Source organism: Desulfogranum marinum, assembly GCF_016918565.1.
Lineage (GTDB): Bacteria > Desulfobacterota > Desulfobulbia > Desulfobulbales > Desulfobulbaceae > Desulfogranum > Desulfogranum marinum.
In genome coordinates this window covers 86,352-104,678 of record NZ_JAFFQD010000009.1, presented here as the reverse complement: position 1 = coordinate 104,678, position 18,327 = coordinate 86,352, and the positions used below count along the sequence as shown (strand labels likewise).

The 18,327-nt window shown below is 45.4% G+C and carries 16 protein-coding genes; 5 read left to right on the top strand and 11 right to left on the bottom strand.

All coding sequences use genetic code 11. From position 1 onward, the window contains the following. The first annotated feature begins 1 nt into the window (after position 1). Positions 2-1,513 (top strand): ammonia-forming cytochrome c nitrite reductase, encoded by a 1,512-nt coding sequence (gene nrfA / locus JWH17_RS07380; RefSeq protein WP_205221952.1) that lies wholly within the window; start codon positions 2-4, stop codon positions 1,511-1,513. Positions 1,514-1,769: 256 nt separating this feature from the next. Here nrfA and JWH17_RS07375 read toward each other — a convergent pair whose 3' ends face one another. The 4 genes from JWH17_RS07375 to JWH17_RS07360 all read right to left on the bottom strand — a co-directional run bounded on the left by JWH17_RS07375 (position 1,770) and on the right by JWH17_RS07360 (position 5,344). Beyond that, positions 1,770-1,934, bottom strand: a complete 165-nt coding sequence (locus JWH17_RS07375; protein ID WP_205221951.1) for a hypothetical protein — start codon at positions 1,932-1,934, stop codon at positions 1,770-1,772. Positions 1,935-2,025: 91 nt separating this feature from the next. Continuing rightward, the gene (locus JWH17_RS07370; RefSeq protein ID WP_205221950.1) at positions 2,026-2,865 is read right to left on the bottom strand and encodes a substrate-binding periplasmic protein; all 840 of its coding nucleotides are present in this window, start codon (positions 2,863-2,865) and stop codon (positions 2,026-2,028) included. A 362-nt stretch (positions 2,866-3,227) separates the two neighbouring features. After that, entirely contained in the window at positions 3,228-3,902 is a 675-nt protein-coding gene (locus JWH17_RS07365) for a response regulator (protein WP_205221949.1), read from the bottom strand. After that, positions 3,899-5,344: an ATP-binding protein gene (locus JWH17_RS07360; RefSeq protein ID WP_205221948.1), complete on the bottom strand. Its 1,446-nt coding sequence runs from the start codon at positions 5,342-5,344 to the stop codon at positions 3,899-3,901. The genes JWH17_RS07365 and JWH17_RS07360 overlap by 4 nt, the downstream gene beginning before the upstream one ends. 207 nt (positions 5,345-5,551) lie before the next feature. Here JWH17_RS07360 and JWH17_RS07355 point away from each other — a divergent pair, with 207 nt between their 5' ends. From JWH17_RS07355 to JWH17_RS07340, 4 genes are all read left to right on the top strand, one after another. Beyond that, positions 5,552-6,931, top strand: coding sequence for a TolC family protein (locus tag JWH17_RS07355; protein ID WP_205221947.1), 1,380 nt, complete (start codon positions 5,552-5,554; stop codon positions 6,929-6,931). 44 nt (positions 6,932-6,975) lie between these two features. Continuing rightward, entirely contained in the window at positions 6,976-8,292 is a 1,317-nt protein-coding gene (locus tag JWH17_RS07350; protein WP_205221946.1) for an efflux RND transporter periplasmic adaptor subunit, read from the top strand. Continuing rightward, positions 8,289-11,423 (top strand): efflux RND transporter permease subunit, encoded by a 3,135-nt coding sequence (locus JWH17_RS07345; RefSeq protein ID WP_205221945.1) that lies wholly within the window; start codon positions 8,289-8,291, stop codon positions 11,421-11,423. The genes JWH17_RS07350 and JWH17_RS07345 overlap by 4 nt, the downstream gene beginning before the upstream one ends. Before the next feature lie 127 nt (positions 11,424-11,550). Beyond that, positions 11,551-12,036, top strand: a complete 486-nt coding sequence (locus tag JWH17_RS07340; RefSeq protein WP_205221944.1) for a pyridoxamine 5'-phosphate oxidase family protein — start codon at positions 11,551-11,553, stop codon at positions 12,034-12,036. Between the two features lie 85 nt (positions 12,037-12,121). Here the strand turns inward: JWH17_RS07340 and JWH17_RS07335 are convergent, their stop codons facing one another. The 7 genes from JWH17_RS07335 to JWH17_RS07305 form a co-directional block, all read right to left on the bottom strand. Next, positions 12,122-12,658 carry a winged helix DNA-binding protein gene (locus JWH17_RS07335; protein WP_205221943.1) on the bottom strand — a complete coding sequence of 179 codons (537 nt, stop codon included), beginning with the start codon at positions 12,656-12,658 and terminating at the stop codon, positions 12,122-12,124. A gap of 42 nt (positions 12,659-12,700) precedes the next feature. Continuing rightward, on the bottom strand, positions 12,701-13,984 hold the full coding sequence (locus JWH17_RS07330) for a TRAP transporter large permease (protein WP_369125048.1): 1,284 nt from the start codon (positions 13,982-13,984) through the stop codon (positions 12,701-12,703). After that, positions 13,984-14,571, bottom strand: coding sequence for a TRAP transporter small permease subunit (locus JWH17_RS07325; RefSeq protein ID WP_205221941.1), 588 nt, complete (start codon positions 14,569-14,571; stop codon positions 13,984-13,986). Before JWH17_RS07325 ends, JWH17_RS07330 begins: the two co-directional genes overlap by 1 nt. A 166-nt stretch (positions 14,572-14,737) precedes the next feature. Continuing rightward, the gene (locus JWH17_RS07320; protein WP_205221940.1) at positions 14,738-15,778 is read right to left on the bottom strand and encodes a TRAP transporter substrate-binding protein; all 1,041 of its coding nucleotides are present in this window, start codon (positions 15,776-15,778) and stop codon (positions 14,738-14,740) included. Between the two features lie 52 nt (positions 15,779-15,830). Further along, positions 15,831-16,604 (bottom strand): putative hydro-lyase, encoded by a 774-nt coding sequence (locus JWH17_RS07315; RefSeq protein WP_205221939.1) that lies wholly within the window; start codon positions 16,602-16,604, stop codon positions 15,831-15,833. A gap of 46 nt (positions 16,605-16,650) precedes the next feature. Continuing rightward, positions 16,651-17,430 (bottom strand): carbon-nitrogen family hydrolase, encoded by a 780-nt coding sequence (locus JWH17_RS07310; RefSeq protein WP_205221938.1) that lies wholly within the window; start codon positions 17,428-17,430, stop codon positions 16,651-16,653. Between the two features lie 7 nt (positions 17,431-17,437). Next, positions 17,438-18,133: a DUF2848 family protein gene (locus tag JWH17_RS07305; RefSeq protein ID WP_205221937.1), complete on the bottom strand. Its 696-nt coding sequence runs from the start codon at positions 18,131-18,133 to the stop codon at positions 17,438-17,440. Between the last annotated feature and the right edge of the window lie 194 nt (positions 18,134-18,327).

Sequence of the window (18,327 nt, the reverse complement as noted above, 5' to 3'; positions counted from 1 at the left end):
GATGGTGAACAAGTTTAAACTACTATTAGGCGGATCTGTTACAGCAATAATTGCCATGGGGTTTATGGCAAACTCTATAAACGGCAAGCAAGCCGAAAGAAAAGAACTCACTACCAGTCCTGTTGTGAAGGCGGAAGGCATCGAGAGTAAAAACGAGGTTTGGGCTAAATATTTTCCACGACAGTATGACTCCTGGAAACAGACCCGAAAAAACGATAAAATCGATGATATGCTGGCCAAAAAACCCCAGCTGGCTGTGCTGTGGGCTGGCTATGGATTTGCAAAAGATTACAATGCTCCCAGGGGACATTTTTATGCGCTGCAAAGTAATATTAATACACTGCGCACAGGGGCTCCGGTTGGACCTGCTACAGGACCGATGCCCACAGCCTGTTGGACATGTAAATCACCTGATGTTCCCCGAGTTATGGAAGAACAAGGAGAAAATGAATTTTTTACTGGAAAATGGGCTCGGCTTGGTGACCAGATCGTTAATCCTATTGGTTGTGCCGATTGTCATGACAGCCAAACTGCAAATCTGGCAATTTCGCGTCCATACCTTAAACGCGCGTTAGAAGCCAGTGGAACCAATCTTGCAGATATCACCCACCAGGATATGCGTTCGCTGGTATGTGCTCAGTGCCATGTCGAATATTATTTTAAAACGACAGAATATACTGACAAAGACGGCAAGGAACAAGTTGCTAAAGTTGTCACCCTTCCCTGGGCAGAAGGTTTAAGTGGCGAGTCAATGGAGATCTACTACAACAATTATGGATTTTCAGACTGGACGCATAAAATTAGCAAAGCTCCAATGTTGAAGGCACAGCATCCTGGTTATGAGTTATATAAAACCGGCATACATGCCCGACGAGACGTTGCATGTGCTGATTGCCATATGCCATACAAGCAGGAAGGTTCAGTGAAATACTCCGATCATCATATCGGCAATCCTCTGGATAACATCGCAAACACATGCCTTAACTGTCATAAAGAATCGGAAGAGGAATTTAAATCGCTGGTAAAACGAAAGCTTGATAGAAAAGATCAGCTTATGGACATTGCCATGGATAACCTTGGAAAAGCACACCTTGAAGCAGGCAAGGCGTGGGAATCAGGGGCCACTGAAGAGGAGATGACTGAAAGCCTCGAACTTATCCGATCCGGACAATGGCTGTGGGATTATTCGATTGCAAGTCACGGTTCTTTTTACCATGCACCGGAAGAAACCTTGAGACTGCTGAGTGTCGCAAATGAGAAGGCCCAACAGGCAAGATTAAAACTGACCATGGTATTGGCCAAGCATGATGTATTTGATTACGTCGCGCCCGATTTTTCAACCAAAGAAAAGGCCCAAGAAATAGCTGGTGTGCCCTTACAAAAGCTTGTGGACGAAAAGTTGGCTTTCAAAGCCTCACTGCTGCAAGAATGGAATAAGAAGGCAGCTGCAGAAGGTCGACTCAACATGGATACACGGAAGGGTATGAGTGATAACTCCTCATACTCCAAATAAACCTTCACCACGTATATCGTAGATAGGGCTGTTGGTCATGTTGGCCAACAGCCCTTTTTTCCTTTTGTACAATCTTAGCAAAAAAGATTGACGCGATGGCCCATGAAAAACGTTATAATTCTTCTTTGCCGCTTGGCGCGATTCGAGACGAGGCCCAGCTCTCAACCATTCAATCTTTTGTATTTTCTGCTCCTGCGACAACGCCGCATATGACAAGAGTAAATTTCACCCAAAGAGAAAGCTTTTCCCAAAATGTTTATTCTTTTTCGCTACTGCTCTTCTCCTCTGTAGCGCCGTCAGGCTTATCTATTACCACGTTGTTTTCTTTTTTTTCGACAACACAGTAATCAGAAAAATTATCCATGCCGGTATGTCCGCACCAGCTATCGTCTGCCCAATCTTTTTCGTGAATGTTGTTCATTTTTCTTTCCTGGTTTTTTGGGTAAGCTTTGTTGTCGCTCTTGTACTCATTTGCAGTGTTGATAGGACGTTATCCTGTATATTTTTAAATCCTATTCAGATAACTGCATGTCATATTTTCCCTGTTCGAGTTCCTTGTGAAGGGCATCATATCGTCCATGAGTACGAAGTTTTTGCAGTCCTTCATTAAATAGTTTTAACAATCGTATGTTTTCTGGGATTTGTTTGGATAAGAGTAGATGATATTTTCGTTCTTGAACAACAGTTGGCGAGTAGGCAATCTGATTGCGCTCTTTTTCGGTTAAAGTAGTGTTCAAAAAGTAGCGCCCTACATGTTTCACTTGAGGCACAGCGTCTACATCCCGCCAATATAATTTTTTAAACAGGATGTTGTAATTTCCACCCCGCGAAATTTTTAAAATGCCACGTTTTTCGGCTTCTTCAAAAAGGGGGTATGCTGTATGCAGTGTCCCACCGATGGTTTTGCCCTGTAAGTCCTCAACAACCTTCCAGTCAAGCGGTTTGCTTTTTAAATGAAATAAAATTTCGGTGTCTATGATAACAGGGTCACTATATAAAAAATCTTTGGCCCGCTCCTCTGTATACACCCATATGACTGTACCATTCCACGTTTTACCATGAACATCTTCTCCCGCTTTGGCATAAGCATACGATCTTTTCCAGGGGAAAAACCCATATTCCACGGAAATTCCCACCAATGCAAATGCTTCTGAAACCACATGAGAAGCAAATCCATAATGAGGTAATTTGTTAGAGAGATAGGGTGGCCAGCTACCATTCGTTATACTGATTACTTCCTTGGCAGGTGAGGAGATAGGTAGAATGAAAAAAAGAAGCAGGTGCATAAACAAACTGATCGTCCAGTATTGTCTAAATCCGGTCGATTGCAATCGTATATGTGGTATGGGCATTCTTTTCATAATCCAATTGTAGAATTAGATCATTGGCCGCCTGTTTTTTTATTTTGGAGAATATTTCTTACTTTGCAATACGCGGGTCGGTTGAGCAGGTCCGTGTTGCCGTTTGTTTGTCTGAAACTGTTCAAATTTGCTTTTCTTCCCACTACCAGGAGCGGCTGGGTATAAATGGAGCAGATTCGAAAAAGTCATAAATATCATTAAATGATATAATGATATTAAATACAGAATGCCAGCACATAATTTTTAATTTAGCCATTTTTTTTAAACAATATAACACGTTAGGAGAACCGTGAAGTGTATCTTGCAGGTAACCTGTTCTCAAACTAACGTTTGTCCTCTCTTTTTATTTCAATTCATGACTCTTCATATTTGTACCCGACCCCATACACTGAGTGAATAAGTTCGAACCCTGGCTGTATGTTGCTGATTTTTATGCGAAGTTTTTTGATATGGCTGTCAATTGTTCTGTCATTTACAATTCGACGATCAGGATAGATGGTATCAATCAGCTGATCCCTGGAGAAAATCCTTCCTGGCTGTGCATAGAGAGTGACAAACAATTGAAATTCGACAGCCGTCAGATTAAGGTTTTTATCCTTCAGCAACACCCTGTATCCGGCCTCGTCAATGGTGATCGGGTTAGCTGTCCTGTCTTGCTCTCCATTTTCCGTTCGCCTGAGCACTGCTTTCACCCGAGCAACCACCTCCCGTGGACTATAAGGTTTGCAGATATAATCATCTGCCCCCAGCTCAAGGCCAAGCAGACGGTCCACCTCGTCGACTCTGGCCGTGGTCATGATGATAGGTACTGTGGAGAAAGTGCGTAACTCTCTGCATACAGCAACCCCGTCCAATTCAGGCAACATTATATCCAGCAGAATAAGTGCAGGATTATGCCGTCGCACCCAGGGCTTTACCTCCATACCATTGTCAATAACGTGAGGAGAATAGTGTGATGCTTTCAGGTAATCATACAGCAGCTCAGCTACTGAAGGTTCATCTTCGACTATTAAAATTTTCCTATTCATGATGATTCTCCCAAAAGGGGCAAAGTAACCTGCACCCATAATCCTCCTGTGGGAGAATGGGTGGCAGTGATTGTTCCATTATGGGCAGTCACTATCTGTTGACAGATTGCAAGACCAAGTCCGGCACCGCCAAGGGATCTGTTACGGCTTTGCTCAACCCGAAATAGACGGTTGAAAAGTTGCGGTAACGCTTCGTCTGGAACTCCTGGTGCTGTGTCCATAATGTCCAATTTCATATTCGAGTTATCTCTATGCAAACTAATTTCTATGGCTCCCCCCTGCTCTGTATACGTAATACTATTGCTCAGCAAATTATTGAAGAGCTGCTGCAGGCGTTGCTTGTCGCCGGAGATAATGAGCGGTTTCTGTTCCGTGTCAAGAAGGAGGCGGAGCTTAGCTTTTTCAGCATCGTTTTGTCTGGCTGTTACCTCGTCAGCAAGTAAGGCGCGAAAGTCAATCTTTTCCTGGTAAAACGAGAGTACTCCTAATTCAGAAAGAGACAAGTCATACAAATCTTCCACAAGCCTGTTTAGTCTCGATACGCCCTGGTGCAGATTGGAAAATGTCTGCTGGTCAGGTTGACGAATTCCATCCTGTACTGCCTCTATTTCGCCCTGGAGACTTGTCAAGGGGGTCCGGAGCTCATGGGCAATATCACTGATCCATTGTTTTCGCTGGGTTTCAGTTTTGCCCAACGTCTCTGCAAGGGTATTGAAATCTCGTGAAAGCGCGCCGAGTTCATCTTTCGAGGTAACTTGTACACGGGTGGAATAGTCGCCGCCAATGAGCCGTCTAGCTGCTGCTGAAAGCCGGCGTACAGGCTTGGTCAGCTGAAAGGCCAGAGGTAGAGACAAGCCAATGGAAATAAGGATGGCGGCCAGAGCTACCAGCACGATGATTAATTTTTGTTTTTTAACAAAAAGCAGCTGGTGGCTGTCCTGGAAAAACTCAGGAGGGTAAAGGCCGATGGCACCGATTTCCTGTTTTTCAAAAGTAAGCATTCGCAGGTTGGGTAAAGCATCCCCACGTTGACTACCGAAAAAAAGAAGGCCGAATTCATCCAGGATTATTGTACGTTCCAACGGATGGGTGGGGTGTTTTTTATCGTTTGGCGGTTCTTTATCGTTCATCCAGGCTGGTAATTCCTTGTTACGAATTTTTTTCTGCAGATATCGTTTCTTTCTCCCCTCGGGGAGGGTTTTAGCGAAAATGCTAAAAAGTTCGTACTTGTCTTGTTTTAAGCTCTCCCAACTTTGATGCTTTGCATAATACGCCTCTAGCTCGGTGGCAACCAACTCCAGCTCTACCTGTTCCTGGGTGTCGATATATTCAAGGAATCCTTTATCAAAACTCCACTGAGTGACCACCCCCATGTATCCGATTACCAATACTGTCGCAGCAAGCATGGACATAAAAAGCTTGTATTGAATGGTAATTTTCATACTTGAATAATTCTCCCTGATGTGAACTGGACTGATTTAAGGATTTTCCTTTTTTTAAGCAAATGATGGCAAATATGCACAGAAAAATTCCATTTACACATTGTTTCCTCATTTCTTACCAATTGTCAGAGTATTTTTGCAGCATCATCTACCAAACAAAGTCTCACTATTTGAATGACTATCAAAAATATGAACACAACTGGATCAATGAAAATCAATCTTGCAGCAGGCATGCTCACTGTATTGCTGATAACGGCATGTAGCACCAAGCCGGTAGCGTTAAATGTGCCGGTTGAACTGACATCTTCATTTTCGCTGTCAGGTACAGTGGAGCAGGCACCATCGTGGTGGCTATCATTCAATGACCCTACACTGAACGATTTAATTGAGCAGGCTCTGGGAAATAATTTTTCGTTAAAGAGCAGTTGGGACCGGCTTCGGCAGGCAAAGGCTGTTTATCGAAAAACTAGTGCGGAGCTGTTTCCAACACTTGATGGGGAAGCAGAAGGATCGCACAGTGCGGCTGAAAGTGATGGCACCACTACTAAGACCGATGCGCTCGCCCTCGGTCTTTCAGCCCAGTATGAACTCGACTTATGGGGGAGGATTGGTTCAGCTACGGATGCATCCATGCTGGATATGCAGGCAACCGAAGCAGATTTGAATGCAGCGGCAATGACGTTAACGGCAGAGGTGGCCACCACGTGGTACGAACTGGTTGAACAGACCTGCGCCATCCGTTTATTGGAAAAACAGATAGAAACCAACAGAAAGGGACTGGAAATCGTTTCTGCTCAGTTCAAGACCGGACAGGTCTCGATAGCGGATGTTCTCCAACAACGCCAGCTAGTAGAATCAAAAAACGGCGAGAAAATACAAAAAGAGGCTGAACGTAAACAAAGTGAACACCAGTTAACCATATTGCTTGGTTTGGCACCAGGGACCAAATCTTATCAAGTACCTTCAACGCTTACGTTATTGCCTGAGCTGCCACTGACTGGAATACCTGCAGAATTGATCCGTCAGCGTCCGGATATACGCAGCGCATTTTTGGCAGTACAAGCAGCCGACAAAAGGGTGGCGGCTGCAATTGCAGACAGGTTTCCGGCGCTACGGTTTACCATTTTGGTGGAGACATCAGGCAATTATGGCGGTGATATTTTCAGTGACTACATAGCATCCTTTGCCTCAAACCTGGTCGGACCGATTATTGATGGAGGGCGGCGCAAGGCTGAAGTGGAGAGGACAAAAGCAGTGGCAGCCGAACAACTCCATGATTATGCCCAAGCCATACTTGTTGCTGCAGGTGAGGTGGAAGATGCACTGATCCAGGAAAAGCAACAACTTCAATATATTAACAGCCTGAAGATGCAGCTTGATCTGGCAACACAAAGTATGGATCAGGTGAAGGAACGGTATCTGAAAGGCGTTGAAAATTACGAGCGGGTACTTTCAGCTTTAACGTCTCTACAGTCGTTGCAGCAAAGCGAACTCAATGCCCAGGCCAATATTCTAGTCAATCGAATCCAGCTATGCCGCTCCCTTGGAAGTGGTTGGGATTATAGCGGTAATCTACGCCGTATATAAACTAAACAAAACAAATTATATAAGCCCTGCTACATAGGAGCACTATGAACACCAACCAATCTCGTACTGTGGAAAAAAAACGATTAGATTCCTGTTCAACAATACCACACATTAAGCAGTCCAAATTTGCTTTTTTTGTGTGGACTGTTTTCTTGCCGATGACCGTCCTTATAGCTGGTGGCTTGATTACATTGCATCTGTTTGAAACCGGCCCTCAGGCGAAACCAATGCCGCAAAGCAGGCATACCGTTTTAGTGGACACAATTCCGGCTCTGTTTGGCACATATCCAACGCTCATTAATGCTATGGGTGTGGTTAAGCCTGCTCAAACCATTGACCTCAAACCGCAGATAAGCGGAGAGGTGACTGCAATAAGTGGGCAGCTTGTCCCAGGTGGTAATTTCACCAAGGGAGATACCCTGCTCCAAATCAACCCTAAAGACTATCAACTGATCGTGCGGCAGCAGGCAAGTCAAGTCGCGCAGGCCAAAAACAACATTGAACTTGAAAAAGGTAATCAACTGGTGGCTCAAAGAGAACTAGACCTCCTGGGAGAACAAGTGTCTGAGCTTGAAAAAAGCCTGATGCTTCGCCAGCCGCAGTTGAATAATCTGAAAAATGATTTGGATGTTGCCCAAGCGAAATATGAGCAAGCCCAGCTCGACTTGGAACGAACGAAAATTATGGCACCTTTTAATGGCATGATCCAAAGCCGTGAGGCGGATATCGGAACCTGGGTGTCTTCATCTTCTTCGCTGGCCACGCTTGTCGGTACAGACAGCTATTGGGTAGAAGTATCTGTCCCGGAAAATCAACTCCAATGGATATCTGTACCCGCTAAAGTTGGGCAACAAGGCTCTGCAGTAAAAATTTATAATCCAGCGGCCTGGGGTGCAGGGAATTTTCGGCAAGGTCAGGTAATCCAGCTTTTGCCTGCCTTAGAGAGCGAAGGACGCATGGCAAGATTACTGATTGCCGTTGATGACCCCATGGCCATCGAGCCGGCTAATCGTGATAAACCCCAGGTACTTATTGATTCATTCGTACGGGTGGAGATAGAAGGACTTCCAGTTCCAGATGCATTGGAAATTTCCAGAGAATTTCTCCGTAACGGGAAAGAACTGTGGGTGTTGAAAAATGATGGAACCCTGGATGTCCGTGCAGTGACCATTGCCTTCAAAAATCAGGAAAGCGTTTTGATTACTGGAGGCATAGATGCGAAAGAAGAGTTGATTGTATCGAATCTTTCTACACCGGTGCCTGGCATGCTTCTGCGTCGTTCCACTCCTGTTGCATCAGGGATGTTAAGTGAAAATGAGACAGGTAATCAATATGTACAACACGATAATGAGAAAAAATGATGAAAGTAAAAAGCACATCATCTCAAGGGCCAATTGCATGGATGGTCAACAACGGAGTGACTTCCAACCTATTGATGATATTACTTATTATTGGTGGTCTCCTTGTCTCTTTTAATATTAAAAAAGAGGTCTTTCCTGATTTTGAATTGGATAATGTAGCCATTAGCGTTGCTTATTCAGGGGCAAGCCCGGAGGAAGTGGAGCAGGGGATTTTGCTGGTCGTTGAGGAAGCGGTCCAGTCGGTGGAGGGCGTAAAAGAAATATCAGCCAAAGCATCTGAAGGTTCTGGTACCGTGACCGCCGAGCTGCTTGATGGTGCTGATCGGCAAAAGGTGCTCCAGGAAATCAAACAGGAAATAGATCGTATCACCACTTTTCCCGATGAATCCGAAGAACCTGTTGTGTCCTTAAGTTCCAGAAAGCGGGAAGTGTTGCAATTAAGCCTGCATGGAAAGGTCTCGGAAGCAATATTAAGAGAACTGGGTGAACAGGTGCGCGATCGACTCCTGTTGCAGCAGCAAATTTCACAGATAAGTATTGTTGGGGCAAGGGATTATGAAATTCAGGTAGAAATCAGCCAAGACCAACTGCGCGCCCATAACTTAACGCTGGCAACGGTTGCTGCAACCATCAAGACAGCCTCTGTCGAGTTGCCTGGAGGAGAAATTGAAACCACCAGCGGTGATATTCTGCTCAGGGTAAAAGACCGCCATGATTGGGCCATGGAATTCAGCCGGATTCCTATTGTGACAGGTACAAACGGCACCGTGCTGTATCTTGAAGATATTGCAACGGTCAAGGAAGGATTTGAAGAATCAGATCATGTGGTCACTTTTAACGGCAACCCAACTATTGCTCTCGACGTGTACAGAGTTGGAGATCAGACCCCAATGGGAGTCGCTGCGGCGGTGCGTACAGCCATGGCCGACATAGAGACCGAGCTCCCGCCTGGTATTCAGTGGACAATAAACAGAGACCAGTCAATAGTGTACCAGCAACGGCTTGAGTTGTTACTGAAAAATGCTTTTATCGGTTTATTGCTGGTGTTGGTGTTGCTCGGTCTTTTCCTGGACTTTAAGCTTGCCTTCTGGGTGACCATGGGCATCCCGGTCTCTTTTCTCGGTGGAATGCTTTTTCTTCCCCTGTTTGATGTATCGATCAATATGATCTCCATGTTTGCCTTTATTGTGGCTTTAGGAATCGTGGTTGATGATGCAATTATCGCCGGCGAAAACATCTATGAATACAGGCAGCAGAATATGGGGTTTGTGGAGGCGGCTATACAGGGAGCAAAAGATGTTGCCGTACCCATTACTTTTAGTATCCTTACCAATATCGCAGCTTTTCTTCCGATGCTGTTTGTTCCCGGAGTTATGGGAAAGATCTGGAAGGTTATACCTATAGTTGTTGTAACGGTATTTATTGTCTCCTGGGTAGAGGCGATTTTTATCCTTCCCTCGCATCTTGGCCATAGTAAAGCCGGGGGCGGCAATATTGTCACAAAAACGCTCTACGCCTGGCAGCAAAGATTCAGTACAGGGCTACTGAAATTTATTGACAAAGGATACGGCCCTGCTCTTCATCTTTTCCTACGCAGGAGATATCTTTCGGTTGCCGCGGGGGTAGCAATTTTACTTATTGTATTGGGGTATGTCTTTAGCGGGAGAGTTGGTATCATTCTCATGCCAAGGGTTGAATCAGACTATGCCACTGTTACTGCGACCTTGCCTTACGGTAGCCCGGACAAAAAGGCAATCGCTGTACGCGACAAACTTGTTGCATCGTTGGAGAACGTTGTTGAGCGCAACGGTGGCAGGAGCCTGGTTACGGATATTTTTACCCACATTGATAACAATGAGGTGAGTATAACCGCCTACCTAGCAGATCAGGAACTACGCACCTTGTCAACTCGGGAAATGACAAAAATATGGCGCAAAGAGACAGGGCCGATCATCGGCCTTCAGTCTCTTCGATTTGAATTTGATAAAGGAGGGCCAGGCAGGGGGAAATCACTTTCCGTGGAACTTTCCCATCGTGATATAAGTGTACTGGATAAGGCCGGCAGCGATCTTGCCCAACAGCTTGCCGACTTTCCCCAGGTAAAGGATATTGATGATGGTTTTAATCCGGGTAAAGAACAGTTGGATTTCAAAATTACGCCGGAAGGGGAAAGCCTCGGCTTGACTGCCCAATCGATCGCAAGCCAGGTACGCAACAGTTTTCAGGGTGTTATTGCATTGAAACAGCAACGGGAGCGAAATGAGGTGTCTGTTCGAGTACGATTGCCTGAATCCCAGCGACTCAGTGAACATGCTATTGAGTCGATGTTGATCAAATCGCCGGATGGTGAGTTTGTGCCACTTAGTTATGTTGCTGAAATGGAAAGGGGCAGGGCGTATACCAGTATCAGTCGACGGGAAGGACGTCGTACTGTAACTGTCGGGGCCGATGTCGATCCTATCGGGGAAGGCAATACGATCAGTGCCGCTCTTGACAAAACTATCCTGCCGGCACTTTTACGGAAATATCCTGGTCTTTCGTATGGATATGAAGGCAGGCAGGCAGACCGAGCAGAGAGTATGCAAAGTCTGCTGTTTGGATTTTGCGGAGCAATGGTTCTTATATATTTTTTATTGGCGATTCCCTTTAAAAGCTATATACAGCCGTTTGTCGTCATGATGGCGATACCCTTTGGGCTTGTAGGGGCTGTCTTGGGACATATGATGATGGGGTATAATCTCAGTGTTATGAGTATGATGGGCATGGTGGCACTTTCTGGCGTATTGGTAAACGATTCACTGGTGCTTATTGATTTTGCCAATAAACAAATGGCAAAAGGAATACAACCGTACCAAGCTATTCATGCAGCTGGAATACGAAGGTTTCGTCCCATTGTGTTAACCACGTTGACAACCTTTGGGGGGTTGGCACCGATGATATTTGAGACCTCAAGGCAGGCACGGTTCATGATCCCAATGGCCTTGTCATTGGGATACGGGATCGTTTTTGCAACAACCATCGTTCTGGTACTTATCCCTTGTCTGTTTATGATCACGGTCGATGTAGCGGCATTGTTGAGCCGCAATAGTGTAACGGAAAAAGAGAATTGCACAGTATTGATGGACTCGTAAAAAGTCCATCGCACACTAAGGATGGCTAAGTTTAAAAGTTACGACGCCATCAGTATTGCAAAATGTTAAAAGCGTATGCTGTGTAGGCTATTTTTTCTGCAAAGATAAGGGAGATGAATAGATTTTTATGAAAAATATGAGAAGGCAAGATAAACAAATGAGTTCTGTTGGTGTTGCCGATTTACTCACCCAGGCAGAATACGGCATTGTGTCAACTGTCGGAGAAGATGGGCAACCCTACGGCGTGCCCCTAAACTATGTTTTTAAGGAGAATGCGATCTACTTTCATTGTGCCTTGGTAGGACACAAGCTTGATAACATTGCTAACAACCCTCAAGTATCTTTTTGTGTTGTTGGGGATGTGGCGGTGTTACCTACCGAATTTTCAACTAATTTTGAAAGTGTCGTAGTTTCTGGGGTCGCGTCTGAGGTGAAGGAAACTGAGCGTTATAATGCGCTTAAATGGTTACTGGAAAAGTATTCGCCAAATTTTATGGAGGAAGGAAAAAAATATATCGAAAAACTCGATAAGGCCACAAAAATTATAAAAATTGAAATCCAACACATGAGTGGCAAAATGGCTCCAGCAAATACCTCGAAGGGGAGCGAGTAACGAGTAAACGTCTCCTGTAATACATGGTATTGGAGGAGACGTTTTTGGTTGTATCCTTTTTGTGGAGCATAAAAAAATGTATTTTTTATAATAATGATGCTGCCCTGGATGCCTGGTCGTAAAGACCGGACATGAGACGAAGCAGGGATGCCGCTTCGCTAACCTCTGCCTCTTCTCTACCGAGCCTCCTGTATCCTGAACAGAGGCACTGCTCCCGAATATCACGATATTTATTGCACGCTTCTTTCCCTTTGTCAGTGGTGCAGTAAAGCATTTCTTTACCGCGTTTCTCCCGCTGCACTAAGTCGTTTTTCATCAGTTTTTTCAAGGAATAGTTGACTGTATGCTGGTCTTCGATATGGAGAACAAAGCAGATATCAACCAAACGCTTCTGTCTGCCTCTATGGTTGAGATTATGGAGAACTAATACATCCAAGGGGCTGAAGTCGGCATATCCTGCGGCATGCATACAGCGGATCATCCACCGGGAAAAAACGTGATGGGCAGTAATCAGACCATATTCAAATTCACTTAGCGGCCAAGTATCAGGAGATACAAGGTGTTCTGAGGACACAATCGGCGCAAAGGGGATGGTATCAGCAGGTGGGGTATCTTCTTTCATTATTTTATCCAAATATATGACTCGGTCTTAGCGTGAGGTCCTTTAATTCACAAACTGGGTGCAGTATAGGGCTATTTCGGGAAAAATGATGAGCAGCACAATCATGACCGCAATCATGACGACAAACGGTGCCGCGCCAATCATGACATCGGTGATGGAACCAGTGCGTCGAACCCCTTGAACCACATAGAGGTTCAACCCGACCGGCGGTGTGATCAAAGCCATTTCAATCAAGAGTATCAGGAGAATGCCAAACCAGATGGGGTCGTAGCCCATATTAACCAGGATTGGAGCAACAATGGGAATAGTGATGACCATTAAGGATAAGGTTTCAACAAAAAAACCAAGAACTATGTAGAGCGCTATAACAACCAAAAGCGTATTGAGCGGTGATGCGCCCAGGTTCGTGACAAATTCATTGAGCATTTCGGCAAGGCCAATGGAATCCAGGATAAAGTTGAGAAAGTTTGCTGAAATAAGAATCAACATTATCATGGAACTCGTGCGCATGGTCCCCTCAAAGACCTGTTTGAAAAAATCGATACTCACTGCTCGGTATCTAAAAGCAAGCAACAGCGAGGCAAGTACTCCCAGAGCGGCTGATTCTGTAGGCGTGGCAAGACCGGCATAGATAGAGCCAATAACGACCACAAAGATAATAAGAACCGGGATAAGGTCTTTTAAACTGTCAAACCGTTCTTGCCAGGTAGCAGTCTGCTTACCGCCGCTCAATTTTGGATTGAAAAAACAGGCAATTCCAATACACAGCATAAAAAGTATAGCTAAGAGAATGCCCGGAACAATCCCTGCCAGAAAAAGGCGCGGAATAGAGGTATTGGTAAGAAAGCCATATACAATAAGGTTGATTGATGGCGGAATAAGAATTCCCAGGGTGCCGCCAGCAGCAATGGACCCGGCAAAAAGTTTTTCAGAATAGTTATAGAGTCTTCCCTGAGGAAGAGCGACTGTGGTTATTGTTGCGGCTGTGGCTACAGAAGAACCGGAAGTAGCAGCAAAAAGGGCCGAGGTTCCAATATTGGCTTGTAAAAGCCCACCAGGCAACCACGACAACCATTTATTGAGCGCATTATAGGTTTTTGCCGCAATCCCTGCTCGAAGGAGGATTTCTCCGAGCATCACAAACAGTGGAATGGAAAGCAGGAGAAAATCAGTACTTGCCGACCATGATATTTCACCGATTGCGCGGTAAAGGGGGAAATCTGAGAAAATTGTTCCAATAGAAAGTCCTAGGGCGATGAGGGCTGCAGCCACAGGAACACTGAGCAGAAGTAAAGCGAGCAGGATTGCCAACGTAACGGTAATAATCATGAGGCCGCCTCTGGAGATTTACTTATTTCAGCGGTTTCCTGAATTTCGTCATCCAGGGTGGAAATGCCTGAAAGTCTGCTTGCCTTGTGATGATTATTTTGCATACGGTGTACAATGGTTCCGCCCAGGATCATGGCGACACAGAACCCAAACCACAGCAGACCAATGAGCCAGAGACTCTGCGGGATCCATAAGGGCGTTGCAAGAGGGGTATTGGCGGCGGAATGCTTTACAACCGAGGTCTTGACCACGAAATACCCGAAATAGCAAAGAACAACAATATAGGTTCCGAGGAGGAGATGTGCGATCAAATCGAGCATGTATCGGCCAGCTGAAGGGAGACGACTGTACAAGACATCGATCCGTATATGGGATTTACGAAACAAGGCATAGCTAAATCCCCAGGTGCAGCTGATGGCCAGAGCGTAGCTTGATAATTCATCAGCTCCGCCTATGGAATAGGCAAAAGCTTTGCGTAAGATGACCTCAACCGCAATCATTATGGCGGCCAGGAAAAGGAGCAAACCTGATCCCCACGCTGCCACCTGAGAAATTTTTTCTGTTTTGTGTAGTAAGCCGCTCATAAATCCTTTCCTTGATTCTTTCTTGTACGATCTCCGACGATAATCATTCTTCAAGCTGCATAGCCCTGCCTTTTCAGACAGTATATATACAGAAAGGAGTTTATCGTTGACTGATGACAACGGATTCTGCCATGTATACAGCAGAATCCGTTGCAAAGAGAAAAACTTACTTCGCCTGAATGCCAACCACCTTACCGATGGTCTCGTTCCAGGTGGTCATGGTTTCGGGGGTGACTTTTTCCGCCAGTGCGGGCAGAACAGCATTCACCAGAACTTCCTGAACTCTACTGACAGATGCTTCTGTCACAGGAACTTCTATGAGGTGCTGTGGCTCACCATGTGGGCATGTTTTACCTGTAAGGCAATCAACGCCTTCCTGTGTTTCTTTGGCTGTCACGGCCCAGCCTGGTTTCTCGAGTTTTTCGGTGATCAGGGTCTGTAATTTCTGTTGCTGCTCTTTGGACAACTTGTTCCAGGTAGTCATGGACATAACGCCGATGACATAGTCCCAACCGCCTACAGGAAGCGGATAGATATACTTGGAAACCTCTCCCCATCCAGCAGAATAACCAGACAAGGAACCGGTAATGGCACAATCAACAACGCCTCGTTGCAAAGACTGAGGCACTTCACTAAAAGATAAAGTTACACCGGTGGCGCCTAAGGCAGTGACAAATTCTGAGGTTGTCCAGCCGGATGCCCTGATTTTTTTTCCTTTCAGATCGTCAAGTCCCTTGATGGGTACCCTACTAAAAAGAACCTGGGCAGGATAGGGAACCACGCTGAGCAGTTTGACATCAAAGTCACGGGCAAGATTCTTTTCCAGCGTTGGCCTGTACGCATCCACGGTCTTTTTTGCAGTTTCAATGTCAGTGGTTACACCTGGCAAGTCCAGAGCAGCAAGATCCGGGGAATCGGAAACAATGTAATCAGCTACAGTATGGACAACATCAAAAACACCCATGCCCATTTGGCGAACAACTGCAGGCCCTTTGAGCTTAACCTGCCCCAGAGAGGTCATGCTGGTTTTCATTCCCATTTCTTGAGGTACGGTTTCCGTCCAAAAAGGTTTTTCAAAATTTTTATACAGGGTTAAGCTGTTCCAGCTACCGACAACTCTCAGCGTATCGGTCTTGGCCAGAGCTGTAGAACAAGAAACAATAAAACCCATACAGACCATCGCTGCGATTTTTTTCCCAAACTTCATACATTCCTCCATAACTGGTTAATGGTTGCAACAGAGACAGCAAGGAAGCTACTTACCTGACTGCGTAATCACTATTTTTAATATCACTGACAAACATATATCCGGGGGCATGGCTAATGGCAAATGGCAGTTTTGCCTTGCGGACAACGTTTTGCGGTGTCACCCCGCAAGCCCAGAAGACAGGAATTTCGTTATCCTTGATCTCTACAAATTCTCCGTAATCTGGTTGGTCAATCTGTGTGATACCGATTGCTTGCGGATCATCGGTGTGGACCGGCGCACCGTGGACATCAGGAAACATACCTGTGATTTTGGCGGCTAGCTCGACCTGAGTGGCAGGGATGGGACGCATGGAAACTACCATGTTGCCGTCAAATAGTCCCACAGGTTGCAGAGGAATATTAGTGCGGTACATGGCCACATTTTTTTGTTGGTCAATATGGCGCAAGGAAATCCCAGCTTCAACCAGGGCTTCCTCAAAAGAAAAGCTGCACCCTAAAAGGAAAAAAACAAAATCAGTAGTATCTATAGCATGAAGCGATTGGACGGTCTCAGTACAGACACCGTCATGCCAGATTTGATAACGGGGGATAGCATCTCTAATATCCGCTCCCGGAGCTAAAAACTTAGACGTATAACTGTTTGGACCAATGACTTCCAGTATGGGACATGGTTTTGGGTTTGCACGGCAGAAAGCTTCAAAATCAGCAGCATCTTTTTCTGGAAAAGCTGCCAGATTTGCTTGCACAAATCCCGGACAATAGCCTGCGGTGGGCTTGTCAAATGAGCCGGCAGCAGATAAGGCTCTAAGTTCTGCAGGAGTCATTACGTTTTCTCCTTAATGTGTATAAGATTTTAGACAACTACCTTGCTCAATACAAATCCGGTCGTCTGTCTTGAAAAACAGGTACAGCATTTCTTATCTGTTCGACCTTGGTCACATCAATACCAACCTGCTGCACCCCCTCAACAAATTCGAATTGGACAAGTGTGCTGCCGTCAGGGCCTACTACAGTGGAGTGGCCGGCAAAAGGTACATTGCCCATTGCTGTATTATTAGCAGCTACCAGGTAGCATTGGTTTTCAATAGCTCTTGCTTTAAGCAGCGCCTGCCAGTGACTAAGCCTTACCAAGGGCCACTGGGCAGCAACAACTAAAACCTGTGCACCTTCAAGTGCAAGTTTTCGTATAAATTCGCAAAAACGAATGTCATAGCAGATGGAAAAGCCAAAGTTGACCCCCTCGATATCGTGCACACAAATTTTATCACCGGCAGTTAAGTAGAGGTGCTCGTCGAGCATTGGAACCAGATGGATTTTGTCATAAAATGCCTCAATCCGCCCTTGACGATTAATGATTTGAGCACGGTTGGTTATGCCTTCGGAGGTTTTGGCAGCGACTGATCCACCGGCAAACCAGACGTCGTGCTTTTGGGCGAGATCACCTAGAAAAGTGGCCTCTTCCTGTCCCTGGTCGCTGGCAATATGGTCAAGCTCTTGCAAAGCATACCCGGTGGACCAGAGTTCGGGTAACACTATAACATCAGGTTTTGGGGAAAGGCCAACAGCCTGCTCGATCAGTTGGCTCATCTTTAAGTAGTTAGCCTTTATATCCCCACTGACAATGATTGGCTGAATTACCGCAATCTGCATAAGCTGTTTAACTCCTGTCTGGTATCGATGTTACCTGGTAGCTTTTAACTATTTCCCGTTTGAGTACAGGATCTCGCATCGAAATTTTACAGGCAGAGGTGAAAATCGTCTCACCACCTATGATGGGAATAGTGCCGCTCAGCAATGATGGCTGTTTCCCTGCTGGACTATCCTCTGCCATTAATTTGAGCAGTTCGGTGTAATGGAGTATTTGGCCGAGGGTCCCTGCCTGGTAGGCGATCCATTCGCCATTTTGGAATACTTGTGAGTGGATTTCGATTTGATCCCAATGCTCGGCAACATCATCTACTTTCCAAAAAATATCGCCTAGTACTTTGTCGCAGATTTGTTTTGCTTTCCCGACAGATACTGCTTCCAACTCACGATCGGTATGATCACTGGCAACGGTTACGTAGAGGGTGCCTTCTTTATCTTTGGCCAAGAAAAATTCTACTTCCGGGCTTGTTTGCTCACCAACAACCAACACGGTATCCGCATTTGTTAATCTTACAGGACTGATCCAATACAGTGCTGGGGTAGCATAGGGGGTAGGGACACCCATTATTTTTAACTCATCAATATGCGTTTGTACACTCTCTTGGTCGCGACCTGTATACCCTGCAGCGACACAACTATCCATATAAAGGGTAATACCTTGGGGTTCACTGCTGTTGCAGTATATATATGCGTCATATGTGAACATATGCATCACCATAGTTTTAAGACGTGAATAAGACAGAAAATGACCCAAAAGGAGGCCACTAAATTATCCCGGATGAGAAATTCGGGTTAAGCAGAAAAACAGTTTCTGTAGAATATCGTCGACATGTTTGCATAATGTCGGCGGTTTGTCGATAAAAAATTAACGTTCTCAGGGCCTTGAGCAAGAAACTAGCT